Raw genomic sequence first — 15,871 nt, 5'->3', positions numbered from 1 at the left:
AGGCCCCGTGTGGGCGGCACGGCCAGGCCCGGGGGCACCGCCGACTCCGCCGCCGAGATGGCGGTCCTGGCGGCGGCGACCACGCCGACGAGCGATTCTGGCCGCCGAGGGCGTGAACGCCGCGCAGGTGGCGGCGGTGAAGGGGGCCCTGACGGACGCGGGCGCGATGGCCGACATCGTCGGGCCGCACCTGGGGGCGCTCGCGGAGGGCGTGGTGGCGAACAAGACCCTCGCCAACACCGACCCGGTGCTGTACGACGCCGTGCTGGTGCCGGGCGGCGCGGCCAGCATCCAGACCTTGATCGGCCTGGGAGACGCCCACAACTTCGTGGCGCAGGCGTACAAGCACGCCAAGCCCATCGGGGCGCTCGGGGAGGGGACCGAGCTGCTCACCGCGTCCGAGATCGGGCGGCTGCTGCGCGCCATCGCGGGTCCGGCGGCGGGGGCGGCTCAGGCGCCAGCGGGCCGACCGGACGCCGTGCAGAACCTGTCCGAGGTGGGCGGGATGCGCCTCGCCAGCGGGGCGGGCGCGCAGAGGCTCGCCGAATACGGCATCGTCGTCGGCCAGAACGGCGGCACCCCGGCGGCCCTGACGGCCTTCGTCACCGCGCTGGGGCACCACCGCTACTGGGGCCGCCCGAACGTTGGGCAGGTTCCGGCGTAAGTCTGGGGGGCCGCGCGGGGAAAGCTTTCCTGCGCGCGGCCCACGTCATTCCTCCCCCTGCGCCCTCCCCGGAGTTCTCCCCATGAACGAGCAGACCGGCACCACCGAACCCACCACCAGCAATGAGCGCACCAGGCGCGGCTTTCTGCGCGGCCTGGCGGGCACCCTCGCCCTCACCGGGTTCGGTCAGGCGTTCGGCCAGGACCGGTCCAGCACCGGAACCCTCGACCACGCCGCCGTCCTCGACCTCGCGGCGACCGCCGAGGCGCTGGCCGTCACCCTCTACCACCAGGCCCTGACCACGGCCACCTTCCGCATGGACGGGGACACCGCCGAACATCTGCGGGCCGTGCTGGACGCCGAGGCGCACCGCCTGGAGGTGCTGCGGTCCCTGGGCGCCGCGCCGCTCGCGTCCCGCTTCTACCTGCCCCGGGAGCTGCTGCCGGATGCTGGCGTCTTCGCGGACACCGCCCTGCACCTGGAGGCGGTCTTCACCGGCGCGTACCTGGCGGCCACCCACCAGTTTGCGCAGCAGGGCCAGCCCGAACTGGCGGCGACAGCCGCGCAACTCGGGGCGAGCGAGGCCCAGCACCTCACGCTGCTGTCACAGCTCGCGGGGCTGGGACCGGGCGACCTCACGTTGCCCGCCGCGAGCTTTCGCCGGGTCCCGCCCTGGCCCCCTTCCTGCGGGGTGGACCGGGGGCCCTCGGGCCGGTCGCGCTGCCGCAGGCCGAGCAACTGCGCCTGGTCCTGGGGCAGCGCGCCGCCACACCCGGGCGGCCATTCGCGCGGACGTACACCCCCTCCCCACGTGGGCGGGGATGACGGGGCCGCCAACCCTCACCGCCCCTTGTCCACACGGCGAACACCCTCGGGGAGGGTTCAGGGGGTCGAATGCGGGTGGCCCACCCCACAGGGCCCGGAGGTCCCGTTGAGCCTGTTCAGCGCAGGAAGGCCGCGAGCGCCAGCAGCGCCGCGAGCAGGACGGGTGGGGTCAGCACGATCCCGGCCCTGAAATACTCCCCCCAACTCACCCTCACCCCGCGCCGCCCCAGCAGAAACAGCCACAGCAACGTGGCGAGGCTCCCGGTGGGCGTGAGCTTGGGCCCGATGTCCGCGCCCACGATCAGCGCGAAGGCCAGGCCCTCCCGCAGGTGTGGGGTCAGGGCGGCCCCCTGCACCCCGAGCAGCGCGAACAACACCGCCGGGAGGCTGTTCATCAGGGCGCTCAGCGCCGCCACGCTACTCCCCGCAGCCAGCACGCCCGCCAGGGTGCCGTGCCCCGCCGCGCCCGCCACCAGGTCCCCGTACCCGACGGTGAACCTGGCGCCGCGCAGCCCGTACACCACCAGGTACATCGAGAGCGCGAACACCACCACGTCCCAGGGGGCGTGCCCCAGCACCGCGCGGCTCGACACCTGGCGCGAGCGGCCCGCGGCGAGCCACAGCGCGGCGGCCCCCAGGGTCGTGATGGCGCCGAGCGGCACGCCGAGCGGGCCCGCCAGGAAGTACCCGGCGAGCAGCAGCGGCAGCACGGTCCACCCGGCGAGAAACAGGCCGCGTGAGCGCAGGGCGCTCCCCGGGGAAGGCAGGGCCGTCAGGTCGTAGCGGCCCGGCAGGGCGCGGCGGTACACGAGCAGCAGGACCGCGAGGCACACGAGCAGCGCCGCCGCGTTCACCGGCACCATCACCCCCGCGTACCGCGCGAAGCTCAGGTGGAAGGCGTCGGCCACGACGATGTTCACCAGGTTCGAGACCGGCAGGGGCAGGCTGGTGGCGTCCACCACGAACCCCACGGCGAAGGCGAAGGCCAGCGTGGCCGCCCGGGACAGCGCGAGGACCCCGGCGAGTTCGAGGGCGACGGGCGTGAGGATCAGGACGGCGCCGTCGTTGGCGAACAGGGCCGCGACCAAGGCGGTGAACACGATCAGCAGCACGAAGAGGACCACGCCGCGCCCGCGTCCCCAGCGCGCGAGGTGCAGCGCCGCCCAGCGGAAGAAGCCCGCCTCGTCGAGCAGCAGGCTCATCACGATCAACCCGACCAGGGTGAGCGTGGCGTTCCAGGTCGCGTGCCAGACCGCCGGGATGTCGGCGGGCCGGACCGCGCCCAGCAGCAGGCCGAGGGCGGCCCCGCCCAGCGCGGTCCAGGCGGGTTTCAGGCCGCGGGGCTGCCACACCACCAGGGCGACCGTTACGAGGAACACCAGCAGGGCGCTCACCGCCGCCCCCGGGCGTGCAGCCGCTCGACCCTCAACCGGTCCCGCGCGTCGAAGAGCGAGCGGTACGCGAGCAGCACCACGGCCAGGCTCCCCAGCGCCGAACTCGCCGCGAGGATGAACATGATCACGATCTGGTAGCGCCCCGCCGTGCCCGGCGGGGCGCCCGCCAGGATCTGCCCGGTTATCATGCCGGGCAGGCTCACGATGCCCATGACGGCCATGCTGCTCAGCACCGGGATCATGCCGGTCCGCACGGCGGCGGCGACCTCCGCGTGGGCGGCCTCCCAGCGGGTCGCGCCCAGCGCCAGCAGCTCCTCGATCTGCGGGCGGCGGGCGCGCAGGTCCCCGGTGAAGCGGTCCAGCGACAGGGCCACCCCGGTCAGGGTGTTGCCCAGCACCATCCCCAGGATGGGGATCGCGTCCTGCGGCTCGAACCACGGGTGGACCCGCAGGAGGCCGGAAAGGGCCAGCCCCGTCAGCAGAAACGAGCTGCCGAACACCGCGAGGAAGGCGTCCAGGTACACCCGCGCGTAGCGCTCGCGGCTCCGGCCCACCGCCGCCTGCCCGGCCAAGACGGTCATGACCAGCCCGATCCCCACGACGGGCAGCGGGGAGCGCAGGGCGAAGACCCACCCCAGGATCAGCCCCACCGCGAGAAGCTGCGCGACCATCCGCGCCCCCGCCACCAGCACGTCCCGCTCCAGCCCGAGGCGCAGCCGCACCGACAGCACGACGTTCACCAGCAGCAGCGCGGCCGCCAGGGCGAGTTGACCGGCGCTGATCGGCACGCTCAGGGCGTCACCGACCGGGGCTGGAGGAGAACTTCGCGCGAGGTGACCCGGGCCCGTTGGGCGGGATCGTGGCTGACCCAGACCAGCGCGCGCCGCGCGGCCCCGCGCAGCCAGCCCAGCAGCGCGCGCTCCGCGAGGCGGGCGGTGTCCGGGTCGAGGGAGGCGGTCGCCTCGTCGAGCAGCAGCACGGTGGGACCGAGCAGGAGCGCGCGGGTGAGGGCCACGAGCTGCCCCTCGCCCCCCGAGAGGGTGGCCGCGTCCAGCCGCAGGAAGGCCCCGTCCCGCCCGAAGGCCCCGAGCAACGCCTCCGCCTCACCGGGATGGAACGTGCGGTGGCGGTGCACGGCCAGGGTGAAGGGCCGCCGCAGGTGGTCGAGGACGGTGCCGCCGTCCAGGGCGGGCCGCTGGGGCAGGTAGATGACGTGTGAGCGGTACCGGGGCATCGGCCACCCCGCCTGCGCCCGGCCCTCCAGCGTGATCTCGCCGCCCTCCAGCACGTCCAGCCCGGCGAGGGCGCGCAGCAGCAGACTCTTTCCCGAGCCCGACGGCCCCACGACGGCCACGCTTTCCCCCGCGTCCACGTCCAGACTCAGGTCCTGCCAGAGCGTGCGGCCCTCCACCGTGCGCCGCAGGCCCGACGCCGACAGCAGGGCCATCAGCCGCCCCACGCCGATCGCAACACCGAGCCGGGGAGACGACCGGCCCGGGGACAGCCCGAGACGCCTCCGGTCGCAGGCTGGCCGCGACGGTCAACCGCCGCACCTCGCCCTGGGCTCGGTTCACCTTCACATCGGTGCGCATCCACTCTCCCGCAGCTCACCTTGACCTCTGTCAGGATGGGAGCCGGAACCTCATGGCCAAGCCCTCGCCCCGCATTCCCCGGTACGTCAACACGTTTCCCGCAGGTCTGGCGACCGCCGCCCAGCTTCAAGCCGAGGGCCTCAAGCCCGGCACCACCGCCCCCGTCGCCCTCCTGGACTACCACGAGGGGGACCGCAGCGGGGTGTGCGGTCTCTTCGAGCGCTCGGCCGCCGTGCCCAGGATGGACTCGCCTCAACCCTTGTGAGTGGATGGGACCCCCGGGCTCGCGCCCCGACACCTTCATGGCCGCAGGCCGCTCCGACGTCAGTCCCCCGAACCGCCGCCGGGGATGGCCTGATCGCGCTCCTGCACGCGCTGCCGGAACACGTAGTAGTTCCAGCCCTGGTAGCCGATGATCAGGGGGAGAAAGATCAGGCTCACCCAGGAGAGCAGCCGCAGCGTGTAGGGCTCACTCGCGCTGTTGCGGACCGTCAGGGTGTACGCCTCCCCCAGGGTGCTCGGCAGCACGTTCGGGTACAGGCTCAGGAAGATGGTCGCCGTCGAGAAGACGATGGTCAGCCCGGTGGCCGCGAAGGCGAGCCCGTCGCGCCTGAGGGTCAGGGCCAGCCACACCAGGCCGAGGTTCAGGGCCGCCGCCGCCGGGAAGAGCCACTGGGACAGCCCCAGCGAGTTGAACACCCCGGAGCGCACGAAGCCCACGTACACGAAGGCGAGGACCAGCACAGTCGCGGCCGCGCCCCACAGCAGGGCCGCGCGCCGGGCCCGCAGGTACAGCGTGCTGCCCCGGTGCAGCCGCAGCAGCAGGTACGTCGCGCCGTGCAGCACGAACAGGCTCAGGGTGGCCAGCCCGCCCAGCACCGTGAAGAGGTCGAAGGCGCCCAGCACGTGGCCCTCGAAGCGGCCGCCGACCCCCAGCGGCAAGCCGCGAACCATGTTGGACATGATCACGCCCCACAGGAAGGCGGGCAGCAGGTTGGTGACAAAGGACGTGGCGTCCCAGAAGAGCCTCCAGCGGACGTGATCGACCTCCGAGCGGTACTCGAAGGCCACGCCCCGCCCGATCAGCGCCAGCAGGATCAGGGCGAACAGCGGGTACAGGGCCGTCAGCAGCGCCCCGTACCACAGCGGGAACGCCGCGAAGATCACGCTGGCGGCCAGGATCACCCACACCTCGTTCGCCGCCCAGAAGGGACCGACCGTGCCGATCAATGCGCGGCGCTGCGCCTCATTGCGCGCGAGGAAGGGTTGCAGGATGCCGACCCCGAAGTCGAAGCCGTCCAGGAAGAAATAGATCGTGAAGGTCAGGGCGGTCAGCGCGAACCAGACGGTGGGCAGGTCGGCGGTCACGGCGCGGCTCCTTCGGGCAGGTAGTTCGGGGCGGGCACCGAGGGCGTCTCCACCTCGGGCTCGTGCATCCCGGCGCGGGCCGTCCGGGTGAGCAGGAAGACGTCCAGGCCGATCAGGGTCAGGTACACGACCCAGAAGGCCGTGAGCGAGACGAGCACCGTCTGCGGGGTCAGACCGCTCACCGCGTCGGCCGTCCGCAGCAGGCCCTGCACGATCCAGGGCTGGCGGCCCATCTCGGTGGCGACCCAGCCGCTGAAGTTCGCCAGATGGGGTGCGAGCGGCATCACCAGCAGCAGCGGGTAGAGGCGGCCCGGGTCGTCGAGCCGGCCCTGCCGCCAGCGCCAGGTGTAGTAGGCGCTGACGAGCAGCATCAGGCCACCCAGGCCCACCATCACGCGGAAGGCCCAGTACACCGGCCACACCCACGGCAGGTAGTTGCCCGGCCCGTACTTCGCCGCGTACTCCTTTTGCAGGTCGTTGAGCCCCTTCGCCTTGCCGGAGAGGTTGTTGAAGGCCAGGAACGAGCCGACGTACGGGACCGTGACCTCGAAGCGGTTGGCGCGCGCGCCGTTGCTGGGCAGCGCCACGAGGCTCTCGGGCATCTGGGCGCCGGTCGGCGTGTCCCACAGGGCGCTGAAGGCCGCGTACTTCATGGGCTGGTCGCGCACCGCGCTCTGGCCCTGGACGTGCCCGGCGGCGATCACGCCCAGCGAGCCGATCAGTGCGGTGAGCAGCGCGACTTTGAAACTCACCCGGAAGGCGGGCACGTTGTGCTTCCGGCGCAGGTGGTAGGCGCTGACAGCCAGCACGAAGAACGCGGCGACCGTGAGGCCACCCGACCAGAGGTGGGCGAACCATTCCAGCGCCTTGGGGTTGGTCACGATGGCCCAGGCGTCGGTCATGACTGCGCGGCCGTTCTTGATGGCGTACCCGACCGGGTGCTGCATCCAGGCGTTGGCGAGGATGATCCAGAAGGCGCTGACGGTGGTGCCCAGCGCGACGATCCAGATGCTGGCGAGGGACGCCCAGGCGGGCAGCCGGTCCTTGCCGAACCACCACAGGCCCAGGAAGGTGCTCTCCAGGAAAAAGGCCATCAGCACCTCCAGCGCCAGCGGCACGCCGAAGATGTTGCCCACGAAGTTGGAAAAGCCCTGCCAGTTCATGCCGAACTGGAACTCCTGCACGATCCCGGTGACGACGCCCACCGCGAAGTTGATGAAGAACAGGTGCCCGAAGAAGCGGGTGAGGTTCTCCAGCTTGGGATCGTGGCTGCGGTAGGCCAGCGTCTGGAGGACGGCGATGATCAGCGCGAAGCCCACCGTGAAGGGCACGAAGAAGTAGTGGAAGATGCTGGTCGTCGCGAACTGGAAGCGCGAGAGGTCCAGCGTGGAGAAGCCGAAAAGCTCGTTCATACGGCGGTCCTTTCGGGAACGGACGCCCCTTCGTGCAGGTGTCCGCCGCGCAGCGTGAGGTGGCGCCCGGTCAGGGCGAGGGGCGCGGCCCGGTGGGTGACGATCAGGAGGGCCCGCCCGGCGCGCTCGCGCCCGATGACCCGCAGCACGCGCGCCTCGGTGGCGGCGTCGAGGTGGGCGGTGGGCTCGTCGAGCAGCAGCAGGTCGCCCGGCCCCAGCAGCGCGCGGGCGAGGCTCACCCGGGCCCGCTCGCCGCCCGAGAGCCGGGTGCCCCCCTCGCCCACCCAGGTGTCCAAATCCAGGTGGGTGAGTCCCAGGTCGTCCAGCAGGCCGCGCAGCCGGGGGTCCGTGGCGTGGTGGTCGCCGAGCCGCAGGTTCTCGCGCAGGGTGCCGTCGAGGAGCGGCGCGTCCTGCTCGTGCAGGCTGATCCGGGAGCGCAGCGTGGCGAGGTCGAGGTCGCGCAGGTCCGCCCCGTTCAGGGTGACCTGCCCCGCGTCCGGGTCGAGGTCCCGGGTCAGCAGCCGCATCAGGGTGGTCTTGCCGCCGCCGCTGGGCCCTGAGATGCCCAGGCTCTCCCCGGCGCGCAGGCGCAGCGACATGTCATCCAGCACGGTCCGCCCGCGGCGCCGGACGGTGACGCCCCGGAGTTCGAGCGCGAGCGGCCCGGGTGGGACGGCCCGTGGCATAGGCGGTGTGACCACACCCGGGGTCAGCGCCTCCAGCGCGGCCGTGCGCTCCCTGGCCGCCACGTCGGCGGCGTGGGCCAGTGGCACGGCCGCCAGAGGTCCCGCGGCGTCGAAGGCGGCGGCAACGCCCAGCACCACCGCCGCCAGCAGCGCGCCGTTCAGGTGGCCCGATTGCACGAGCGCCGCACCTCGCCACAAGACGCCGCTCACCGCGACCGCGAACCCCAGCTCGCGGGCCAGGGTGACCCGCCACGCCAGGCGCCCGGTCTCCAGTGAGGCGTGTTCGAGCCGGGCCGTGAGGCGCGCGAGTTCGGGGCCGTGGTGGTTCCCGCCGCCGTCCCCGCTGGCCGAGAGGGCGTCGAGCAGCCGGGCCGCGTGCTCGCGTGTCAGGTGAGTGTCCTCCCGGGCGAGCAGCGCGGCGCGTCCCCGCCCATGCAGCACCACCAGGGCCGCCCCCAGCAGGGGGAGCGGCGCGAGCAGCGCCAGGCCCGGGTCCAGCCACGCGAGCCAGCCGCCCAGGGCGACCAGCACGCCCACGAAGGCCCCCAGCGGCAGGCTGACCCGCAGGGTGAAGAACTGCCGGGCGTCGATGTCCGCACCCGAGCGGGCGAGCAGGTCGCCGCCGCGCTCGTAGGCCAGCAGGTCGCGCCCGAAGCGGGCCAGCGTGTCGAACAGCCGCAGCCGTACCCGCTCCCCGCCTTCCAGGGCCGCCGCGTGCCCGGCGAGGCGCTCGGCGTAGCGCAGGGCGGCGCGGCCCAGCCCCAGGGCGCGCACGGTGGTCACGAGCAGGAGCAGGCTCAGGAACACCTCGGGGCGCAGGGCGGCCCGGGAGATCAGCAGGCCCGAACTGGCCGCCAGCCCCACCCCGGCCAGGGCGGTCAGGACCCCGAGCGCCAGCGCGCCCCTCACGCGGCCACCGCCGGGGACATGGGCGCGCCCAGGAGAATCTCCCGCCAGCCGGGTGGGACCGCGCGGTGGGTGGCGAGCAGCACCGTCCGCCCCGCGAAGGCGCGTCCGATCACCGCGTACAGTTCCGCCTCGCTCTGCGGGTCGAGGTGCGCGCTCACCTCGTCGAGCAGGATCACGTCGGCGCCGGAGAGCAGGGCGCGGGCCAGGGCGAGGCGCGCGGTCTCGCCGCCCGAGAGCAGCGCGCCGCCCTCGCCGAGCGGCGTGTCGAATCCAGCGGGCAGCGCGTGCAGCACGTCACTCAAGCCCACCGCCTCTGAGACGCGCTCCAGTTCGGCATCGGGGGCGTCCGGGGCGGCGAGGCGCAGGTTGTCCCGCGCGCTGCCCGCGATCAACCGCGGGTGTTGAGGCACGAACGCCACCCGGGCCTGCCAGTCGGGCGCGCGGAGGTCGTCGAGCGGCGTGCCGTCCACCCGGATGCTGCCCAGGTGTGGGACGTGCTTGCGCAGGGCGTGCAACAGCGTGGTCTTGCCGCTGCCGCTGGGACCGCGCAGTGCGGCGAGGGTCCCCGGCGGGAGTTCCGCGCTCACCGGCGCGGTGGGCGTGGGCAGGTCCGCGTGCGCCCCATTCAGGCTCAGGTGGGGGACGCCGACCGGGACCCTCCCTTCCCCGGAGGGGGCCAGCGGTCGGGTGAGCAGCTCCTGTAACCGGGCGGCGACGGGCCCGGCGTCCAGCGCCGCGTGCCGGTCCGTGCCGAGTTGCCGCAGCGGGCCGAAGAACTCCGGGACGAGCATCAGGGCCGCGAGGGTGGGGGCGAGCTCGGCACTTCCGCCGAACAGCCGCACGCCGATCCACACGGCCACCAGGGCGGTGGCGAGGGTCGCGGCGAAGTCCATCACGAAACCGCTCAGGAACGCGACCCGCAGCACGCCCAGGGTGGCCTCGCGGTGCTGGCGGGCCGAGCGGGCCAGGACGTCGCGGTAGGGCGCGACCGCGCCGAAGGCGTGCAGGGTGGGCAGGTGGCGGACCAGGGTCAGCAGCCGCGCGGAGAGGCGGGTGTGGGCGAGCCACTGCCGCTCGGTGGCCGCGCCCGTGGCGAGCCCCACCAGCGCCAGGAACACCACCGTGAGCGGTCCGGTGACGAGCAGCACCCCCGCTGTGGCGGGATCGAGCCACGCGGTGACGCCCAGGACCACCGCGAAGGCGAGGGCCGCGTGCACGGCGCCGGGCAGGTACCGCGCGTAGTAGGGCGTCAGCCGCGCGCCGAGTTCCGCGTCGAGCGTGGCGAGGTCCGCGCCCCGCGTGTCCGCAAGCGCCACCGGCCCGAGCCTGAGAGATGCCTCGCTCAGCCGTGTGCGCCAGGTCCCGATCAATCGGGCCGCGAGCCGGGTCCCCAGGCGTTCCCGGGCGGCGCCCGCCCCGGCACGCGCCAGCAGCAGCGCCGCGACGGTCACGACGGTGCTGGGCCCAGGCGATTGCCCCTGCAAGAGCCCGGCGGCGATCACGCGGGCCGTCAGCACGAACGCGGCGGCGGTGGCGAGCAGGCCCAGCACACTCAGCACGCCGGACACGGCCAGCTCGCGGCGAAGGCTGGCAGGCCCAAGCAGGAGACTCCGGGTGCGGCGGGGCTTCGTCGTCATCTTGTCACCGAGCCTGCGCCGAATTGGGCGGCTGCGCCAGAGCCAGGCATCCCTGGTCGCAGGGGACGGACGTCCCACCTTCCCCATTGAGCGAGGTGAACGCCGCGCTGGTGTCTGCTTCCGTCGGCCAATCCATGTCTCCAGGTCGGAAGTGGTTCCTCCCCTATGGTCAGGCACGGCGCTCACCCGCTCCGTCCGGGGTGCCGTGCCGCCTCACCCTGGAGGCACCCGTCGCCATGACGGGGACTCCGCGTGCCGGACCACACGCGGTGCTCGGCCTACCGGCTTGCGGGTGAGGGCGGTCGCCAACCCGTCCGGTCCGCATGAGGTGGTGGGAGGAGACCGGAAGCCCGGGTCGACTCGGGGCACACCTCCGGACGTCCCTGGGACGGCGGGGGCGCGCAGGTCCAGGGACATTTGCCGCGGCGCAACGGGCGAGCCGGGCCAGCGTGACGCCGGGAATGCACACTCTCCCCGGCGTGCCGGGACGCCGCCAGATGCCCGGGGCTCGGCGTGGTGGGCGCGTCCAGAAAGACGAACGCCGAGGGGTCAGGACGGTCATGGGTCGAGGATGAGCCCCGGGGGTAAAGCCCCGGTATAGAAATGGACGTTGCGACCGCAGGACCTGACCGGACGGCAGCCGCCTCCTGGGGTGGAACGGAGCGGCCACCCCTTCACCCCGGCGACGGGGGATGAACGACGGGTCTTCCCGGCACCTTGGGCGGGGACGGAGTGCGCGAGTTCACGACCCCTGCCCGTGTCGGGCCTCGCCATACCGGGCCTTTACCTTCCGCGTGTAGAGGTGGGGGGTCTTTCGGCCTCGGGGATCAGCCCGGGTTGACCAGTGACAGGTTGGCCTTCGGAGCATCGTGAAAAGCCGGGCATCCGGTCCGCTTTCGGGAGGGGTGGCTGGAGACCCTAAGCATTCTGGGCGCCGACCCGACGTCCGGGGCCCACCGCTTCCGCTCTTCCCGCCGAGTGACCTGATCCTCATTCAACCAGGTCCGTGCGGCGCCCCTGAAGGAGGCTCACCCTTGTCCGGCAACGCTTTCGCGCTCGTGTGGCGCAATCCCTATGTGCGCGCGTCCGTGTTTCTCGGAGTGATCGCCCTGGCGCTCTGGCTGGCCCGCGACCTGGCGCCCGTGCTCACGGTGGGCCTGACCGCCTACCTGATCGCCTATCTCTCCCACCCGCTGCTGACCTGGCTGGAGCGCCGTCACCTGCGGCGTGGCGTGGGCGTCGGTGTGGTGCTCCTGATCGCGCTCGCGCTCGCGGCGCTGGCGTCCTCGCTCCTGGTGGCCGTCGGGACGCAGCTCATCGACCTCGTGGGCCGCCTGCCGGCGGTCGCCCAGGATGTCAGCCGTTTCGTGGACGGCTGGCTGGCCGCGCGCCCGAACCTGCCCTGGACCGCCGGCCTGCGCGCCCAGCTCACCACCCTGATCACCAGCAGCACGGCCCTGCTGTCGCGGGACACGCTGCCGTTCCTGCAAGGTCTGCTCGCCCCGGGCGGCCCGCTGCTGGGACGGCTGTTCGGGGTGGCGAGCACCCTCGCGGAGACCGTGGCCGTCCTGATCCTGAGCGTGTACATGATGGCCGACTACGAGAAGATCGGCCACACCCTGCTGAGCCTGCTGCCGCGCTCCTGGCAGCCGCTGGCGCTCGACCTGTCGCGCGGCGTGGAGCAGTCGGTGGGCGGGTACGTGCGCGGGCAAGTGGTGATCGCCCTCGCCATCGGGAGCCTGGTCGCCCTGGGCCTCGCGCTGATCGGCGTGCCGTCCGCGCTCGCGCTGGGCTTTCTGGCGGGGGTCTTCAACCTCGTGCCGTACCTGGGCGTGATCATCGCGCTCGTCCCCGCGCTGCTCCTCGCCTCGCCGCTGGGGTGGCTCAAGCTCGTGCTGGTCGTAGGGGTCTTCCTGCTCGGCAACCAGTTGGAGGGCCATGTGCTCTCGCCCCTGATCCTCGGCCGGTCCACCAACCTCCATCCCGTCACCGTCGCCCTGAGCATCCTGGTGGGGCTGCATCTGCTGGGCCTGGTGGGGGCGCTGGTGGCCGTCCCCCTGGCGGCCCTCGGGAAACTGCTGCTGGCGAGGTACTACTACCCCAGCCGCCTGTACCAGGGAGGGCCCTGAGCGCGGCGCACGGAGGGTCCGTGGGAGGAGACACCGCCAGGACCAGGGGGAGCCGGAGGTGGTCTCTCCCCGGGCGGGCGTCACCTCCTGCGCCCGCAGCCACACGCTGTTCCAGCCCCTGCCACGCGGCTATACCCGGATTTAACGGTGAGGGCGAAGACTGGACCCATGCGACCGATGTCCTGGGCCACCCGGGCGGCCTCCGCACCACCTTCCCTGGACCTCCCGGTCACAGTGCGCTCCACCCGGCTGCTGGCCCTCGACGCCTGGCGGGGCCTCACGGTCCTCCTGATGCTGCTCGTCAACAACGTCGCCGTGGGCGGCCAGACGCCCGCCCAACTCCAGCACGCACCGTTCGGCGGGGTGACCCTCACCGACCTGGTGTTTCCCTGGTTCCTCTTCTGCGCCGGTGCCGCCCTGCCGTTCGCCGGTGCGGCCATGCGCCGCTCGGACCTCACCGGGTTCGCGCGCGTCCGGCGGCTGGCGGGCCGCGCGGCCCTGCTCTACCTCGTGGGGGCCTTCGTCACCAGCGTGACCGGGGGGCAGTTCATGCTGGGGCTGGGCGTGTTGCAACTGATCGCCCTGTCCACCTTCCTCGCGGCGCTGCTGGAGGGCTGGCGGGTCCGCTGGCAAGCCCTCGCCGCCGCCGCCCTGCTGGGCGCGTACGCCGCTTTCCTGCTCTGGATGCCTCACGCGGCCGGGCGGGGCGTCCTGGGAGAGACCGCCCACCCCGTGCAGGCCGTGAATGCCTGGCTCACCCCGCTGGGCCTGCGGGGGCTGCCGTCCGTCGTGCCGGCGACCGCCCTGGTGCTGCTGGGCAGCCTCGCCGCGCGGCCCCTGCAAGCGAGGCGGGCGAGCGCCCCCGCCACACTCCTGGGGCTGGGCCTGGCCTGGAGCGCCGCCGGGTACGCCTGGGCCGCCAGCGGTTCGTTGCCTCTGAGCAAGGCGCTGTGGACGCCGCCCTACCTGCTGTACGCCGCGGGGCTCGGGACCCTCGGGCTGCTGGCGATGTACTTGACCGGCGACGCTGGCCGCCTGCCGGGGGGCGCGCGGCTGCTCGCGCCCCTCACCATCCCCGGGCGCAACGCCCTTGCGGCCTACGTGCTGCCCATCCTCGTCAAGGTCTGGGTCTTGCAGGGCCTCACGGTCACCTGGGGGGGGACCTCTCAGCCCATGCAGGGCGCCCTGCTGACCCTCGCCCGCCAGCAGTTGGGCGGGCTCTGGGGAGGCTGGACCTACACCCTGGGCTACGTCCTGGCCGTGTGGCTGGGCCTCGTCTGGCTGGCCCGGCGCGGGCTGATCTGGAAACTCTGAGCCACCCGCCCCTTTCCTGGAGGTCGCTTATGCACCGTATCCGTTCCCTCGCCCTGCTGCTGGCCCTCGCCCCCGCCGCACTGGCCGCCCCCGCCACCCTCCCGCTGACCTCCGGAGCCTTCCAGACGCTCGGCGCGGAGTCCTACCGCCGGGCCGGACTCTCCGGCTCGTTCGACGCCTGGCTCACGGACGCCTACCGCCGCCAGGACGTGCTGCTCCTGAAGGAACCCTCGTTGGGCCGGGCACTCGCCGGTCGGCGTGCCCAGCTCCTCCTGGCGACGGGTGCGGACCGTGACCGGCTGGCCCGGGAGACCGCCGCCTGGGCGCACCGCTTCGTGAAGGCCGCCCTGCCGCGCTTCAGCCTGGAACGCGGCTTCGAGTTCGCGAGCGCGGCGCGGTCCGGCGAGCGGCAGTGCTTGCTCCAGAGCGTCCTGATCACCGGGCTGTTGCAGGAGGCAGGGCTCCAGGCCGGTGCGGTCATGGTCTGGCGCAACCTCAGCGGTCAGGAGACGAACCTCGGGCACGTCACGGCCACGCTGCGCCTGCCGTCCGGCCGCGCGGACCTGTTGATCGACGCGAGCGACCCGACGCCCTTCGTGGAGCACCGGGGGCTGCTGACCTGGGCGGACGGGGCGTACCGCTTCCTGCTGCCCCAGTACGGGGCCGGGCAGACGATCACCGGCTACCGGCGGGCCGACGGCGGCGGGCCGGTGGCGCTCTCCAGGGTGTCAGCCCTCGACCTCGCCTACCTGCGCTCGCAGTTCGACTACTACCGGGGCGAGCGGGCCCCCGGCGGCCTGCTGGGCACTGGGGTCGGGCGCGCCACCCCGGCGGGGCTGCAAGGCAGCGAGCGGTGGCTCCAGGCCGCGTTGCGCGAGAACCCGCACAACGCCCTGGCGGCGTACGTGCTCGGCCACGTGTACCGCAAGCAGGGCCGCCCCGGGGCCGCCCGCGCGCAGTACCTCGCCGCCGCGAAGCTCTACGCCGCGCAGGGGCACACCCCGCGCGGCGTGCAGGACGCCCTCGTCTGGGCCCGTTCGGCGGCTACCTCTTGATGCGGACCCAGGCCCAAGCGACCCCACCCCGGGTCCATCCCGGTCCCCCCGTTCCGGCATGATGGGGGCCGTGACGTCCGCCCCCGCCCGCGAGTCCTGGTGGCCCGTCGTCGTCGCCGGGCTGCTGTTCCTGCTCAGCCCGTCGATCCTCGAGGAATTGCAACCGAACCTGACCAGCCGCCGCCTCTCGGCCGCGCTGCTGTTCGTCGGCGGCCTGCTCCTGGCCCGCGGCGTGTCCCTGCTGGCCCGCCGGGCGCTGGTGCGCGTGGGCACGCCGCACCTGCTGCCCGCCCTGCGGATCGCTCACCTGCTGATGCTCGTCGCCGTGACCCTGGTCGCGCTGGGGGCCGGGGGATTCCGGCTGACGGGGCTGCTCGCCGGGGGCACGGTGCTGACGGTGGTGCTGGGCCTGGCCGCCCAGTCCCTGCTGGCGAACGTCATGGCGGGCCTGGTGCTGACCTCCAGCCGCGCCTTTCGCGTCGGCGACCGCGTCACCGTCCGGTCCTGGGCCTTCGGCGGCGTCGAGTACGGCGGCGAGGTCCGCGACCTCACCCTCACGCACACCGTGCTGTCCGGCCTGGCGGGCGTGATCAAGGTGCCCAACGCCCGGATTCTCGACGCCACCCTGATCGTCCACCCCGGAGGCTCGCAGGGCGTCACGGTCAAGTTGCCGCCCGGGGTAAGCCTGGATGACGCCGGGGCGGTGCTTACTCCGGACGACCGGCTGGTCCCGGTGGCCCTGTCGGAGGCGGGCTGGGAAACCGTGTTCTACGTCGCGCCCAATGACGCGGGCCGCGCCGTCCTCGCGGACCTGGCCCGGCTCGTGAACGCCCACGTGGCGACGAACCCTGGAGAAGCTGTCTCCTGACCACAGCGAGAAGGGGAG

At 73.3% G+C, this 15,871-nt stretch carries 14 protein-coding genes; 7 read left to right on the top strand and 7 right to left on the bottom strand.

What is annotated here, in order from left to right; translation table 11 throughout:
- The first annotated feature begins 7 nt into the window (after window positions 1-7).
- Both IC605_RS25160 and IC605_RS15705 read left to right on the top strand, forming a co-directional pair.
- Window positions 8-664 (top strand): DJ-1/PfpI family protein, encoded by a 657-nt coding sequence (locus IC605_RS25160; RefSeq protein ID WP_343216636.1) that lies wholly within the window; start codon window positions 8-10, stop codon window positions 662-664.
- Window positions 665-746: 82 nt separating this feature from the next.
- Complete coding sequence (locus IC605_RS15705) at window positions 747-1,679, top strand: ferritin-like domain-containing protein (RefSeq protein WP_216326214.1); 933 nt, start codon at window positions 747-749, stop codon at window positions 1,677-1,679.
- On the opposite strand, the gene arsB is transcribed toward IC605_RS15705, so the two are convergent.
- The 3 genes from arsB to IC605_RS15690 are packed head-to-tail and all read right to left on the bottom strand — an operon-like array spanning window position 1,606 to window position 4,330.
- Window positions 1,606-2,883: an arsenical efflux pump membrane protein ArsB gene (arsB, locus tag IC605_RS15700; protein ID WP_216326211.1), complete on the bottom strand. Its 1,278-nt coding sequence runs from the start codon at window positions 2,881-2,883 to the stop codon at window positions 1,606-1,608. The two genes, IC605_RS15705 and arsB, sit on opposite strands and share 74 nt — an antisense overlap.
- Window positions 2,880-3,671 carry an ABC transporter permease gene (locus IC605_RS15695; protein WP_343216634.1) on the bottom strand — a complete coding sequence of 264 codons (792 nt, stop codon included), beginning with the start codon at window positions 3,669-3,671 and terminating at the stop codon, window positions 2,880-2,882. The genes arsB and IC605_RS15695 overlap by 4 nt, the downstream gene beginning before the upstream one ends.
- A gap of 2 nt (window positions 3,672-3,673) precedes the next feature.
- Entirely contained in the window at window positions 3,674-4,330 is a 657-nt protein-coding gene (locus tag IC605_RS15690) for an ABC transporter ATP-binding protein (RefSeq protein ID WP_216326207.1), read from the bottom strand.
- Window positions 4,331-4,527: 197 nt separating this feature from the next.
- On the opposite strand from IC605_RS15690, the gene IC605_RS15685 reads away from it, so the two are divergent.
- Complete coding sequence (locus tag IC605_RS15685) at window positions 4,528-4,740, top strand: hypothetical protein (protein WP_216326205.1); 213 nt, start codon at window positions 4,528-4,530, stop codon at window positions 4,738-4,740.
- A gap of 59 nt (window positions 4,741-4,799) precedes the next feature.
- Here the strand turns inward: IC605_RS15685 and cydB are convergent, their stop codons facing one another.
- From cydB to IC605_RS15665, 4 genes are read right to left on the bottom strand one after another with little or no spacing between them, the layout of a single operon-like run.
- The gene (gene cydB, locus IC605_RS15680) at window positions 4,800-5,843 is read right to left on the bottom strand and encodes a cytochrome d ubiquinol oxidase subunit II (RefSeq protein ID WP_216326203.1); all 1,044 of its coding nucleotides are present in this window, start codon (window positions 5,841-5,843) and stop codon (window positions 4,800-4,802) included.
- A complete protein-coding gene (locus tag IC605_RS15675; protein ID WP_216326201.1) occupies window positions 5,840-7,255 on the bottom strand; it encodes a cytochrome ubiquinol oxidase subunit I in 1,416 nt (471 codons plus the stop codon). The genes cydB and IC605_RS15675 overlap by 4 nt, the downstream gene beginning before the upstream one ends.
- Window positions 7,252-8,850 carry an amino acid ABC transporter ATP-binding/permease protein gene (locus IC605_RS15670; protein ID WP_216326199.1) on the bottom strand — a complete coding sequence of 533 codons (1,599 nt, stop codon included), beginning with the start codon at window positions 8,848-8,850 and terminating at the stop codon, window positions 7,252-7,254. Before IC605_RS15670 ends, IC605_RS15675 begins: the two co-directional genes overlap by 4 nt.
- Window positions 8,847-10,487: an ABC transporter ATP-binding protein/permease gene (locus tag IC605_RS15665; protein WP_216326198.1), complete on the bottom strand. Its 1,641-nt coding sequence runs from the start codon at window positions 10,485-10,487 to the stop codon at window positions 8,847-8,849. The genes IC605_RS15670 and IC605_RS15665 overlap by 4 nt, the downstream gene beginning before the upstream one ends.
- 1,034 nt (window positions 10,488-11,521) lie before the next feature.
- Here IC605_RS15665 and IC605_RS15660 point away from each other — a divergent pair.
- From IC605_RS15660 to IC605_RS15645, 4 genes are all read left to right on the top strand, one after another.
- Window positions 11,522-12,616, top strand: a complete 1,095-nt coding sequence (locus IC605_RS15660) for an AI-2E family transporter (RefSeq protein WP_246580914.1) — start codon at window positions 11,522-11,524, stop codon at window positions 12,614-12,616.
- 168 nt (window positions 12,617-12,784) lie between these two features.
- Complete coding sequence (locus tag IC605_RS15655; protein WP_246580913.1) at window positions 12,785-13,930, top strand: heparan-alpha-glucosaminide N-acetyltransferase domain-containing protein; 1,146 nt, start codon at window positions 12,785-12,787, stop codon at window positions 13,928-13,930.
- A 29-nt stretch (window positions 13,931-13,959) separates the two neighbouring features.
- Entirely contained in the window at window positions 13,960-14,985 is a 1,026-nt protein-coding gene (locus IC605_RS15650; protein ID WP_216326196.1) for a hypothetical protein, read from the top strand.
- A 70-nt stretch (window positions 14,986-15,055) separates the two neighbouring features.
- Window positions 15,056-15,853, top strand: coding sequence for a mechanosensitive ion channel family protein (locus IC605_RS15645; RefSeq protein WP_216326194.1), 798 nt, complete (start codon window positions 15,056-15,058; stop codon window positions 15,851-15,853).
- Window positions 15,854-15,871: the final 18 nt, after the last annotated feature.

This window comes from Deinococcus aestuarii, from assembly GCF_018863415.1.
GTDB classification, from domain to species: domain Bacteria; phylum Deinococcota; class Deinococci; order Deinococcales; family Deinococcaceae; genus Deinococcus; species Deinococcus aestuarii.
Note: the sequence above shows the minus strand (reverse complement) of the source record. Positions and strands in the feature narration are given on the sequence as shown.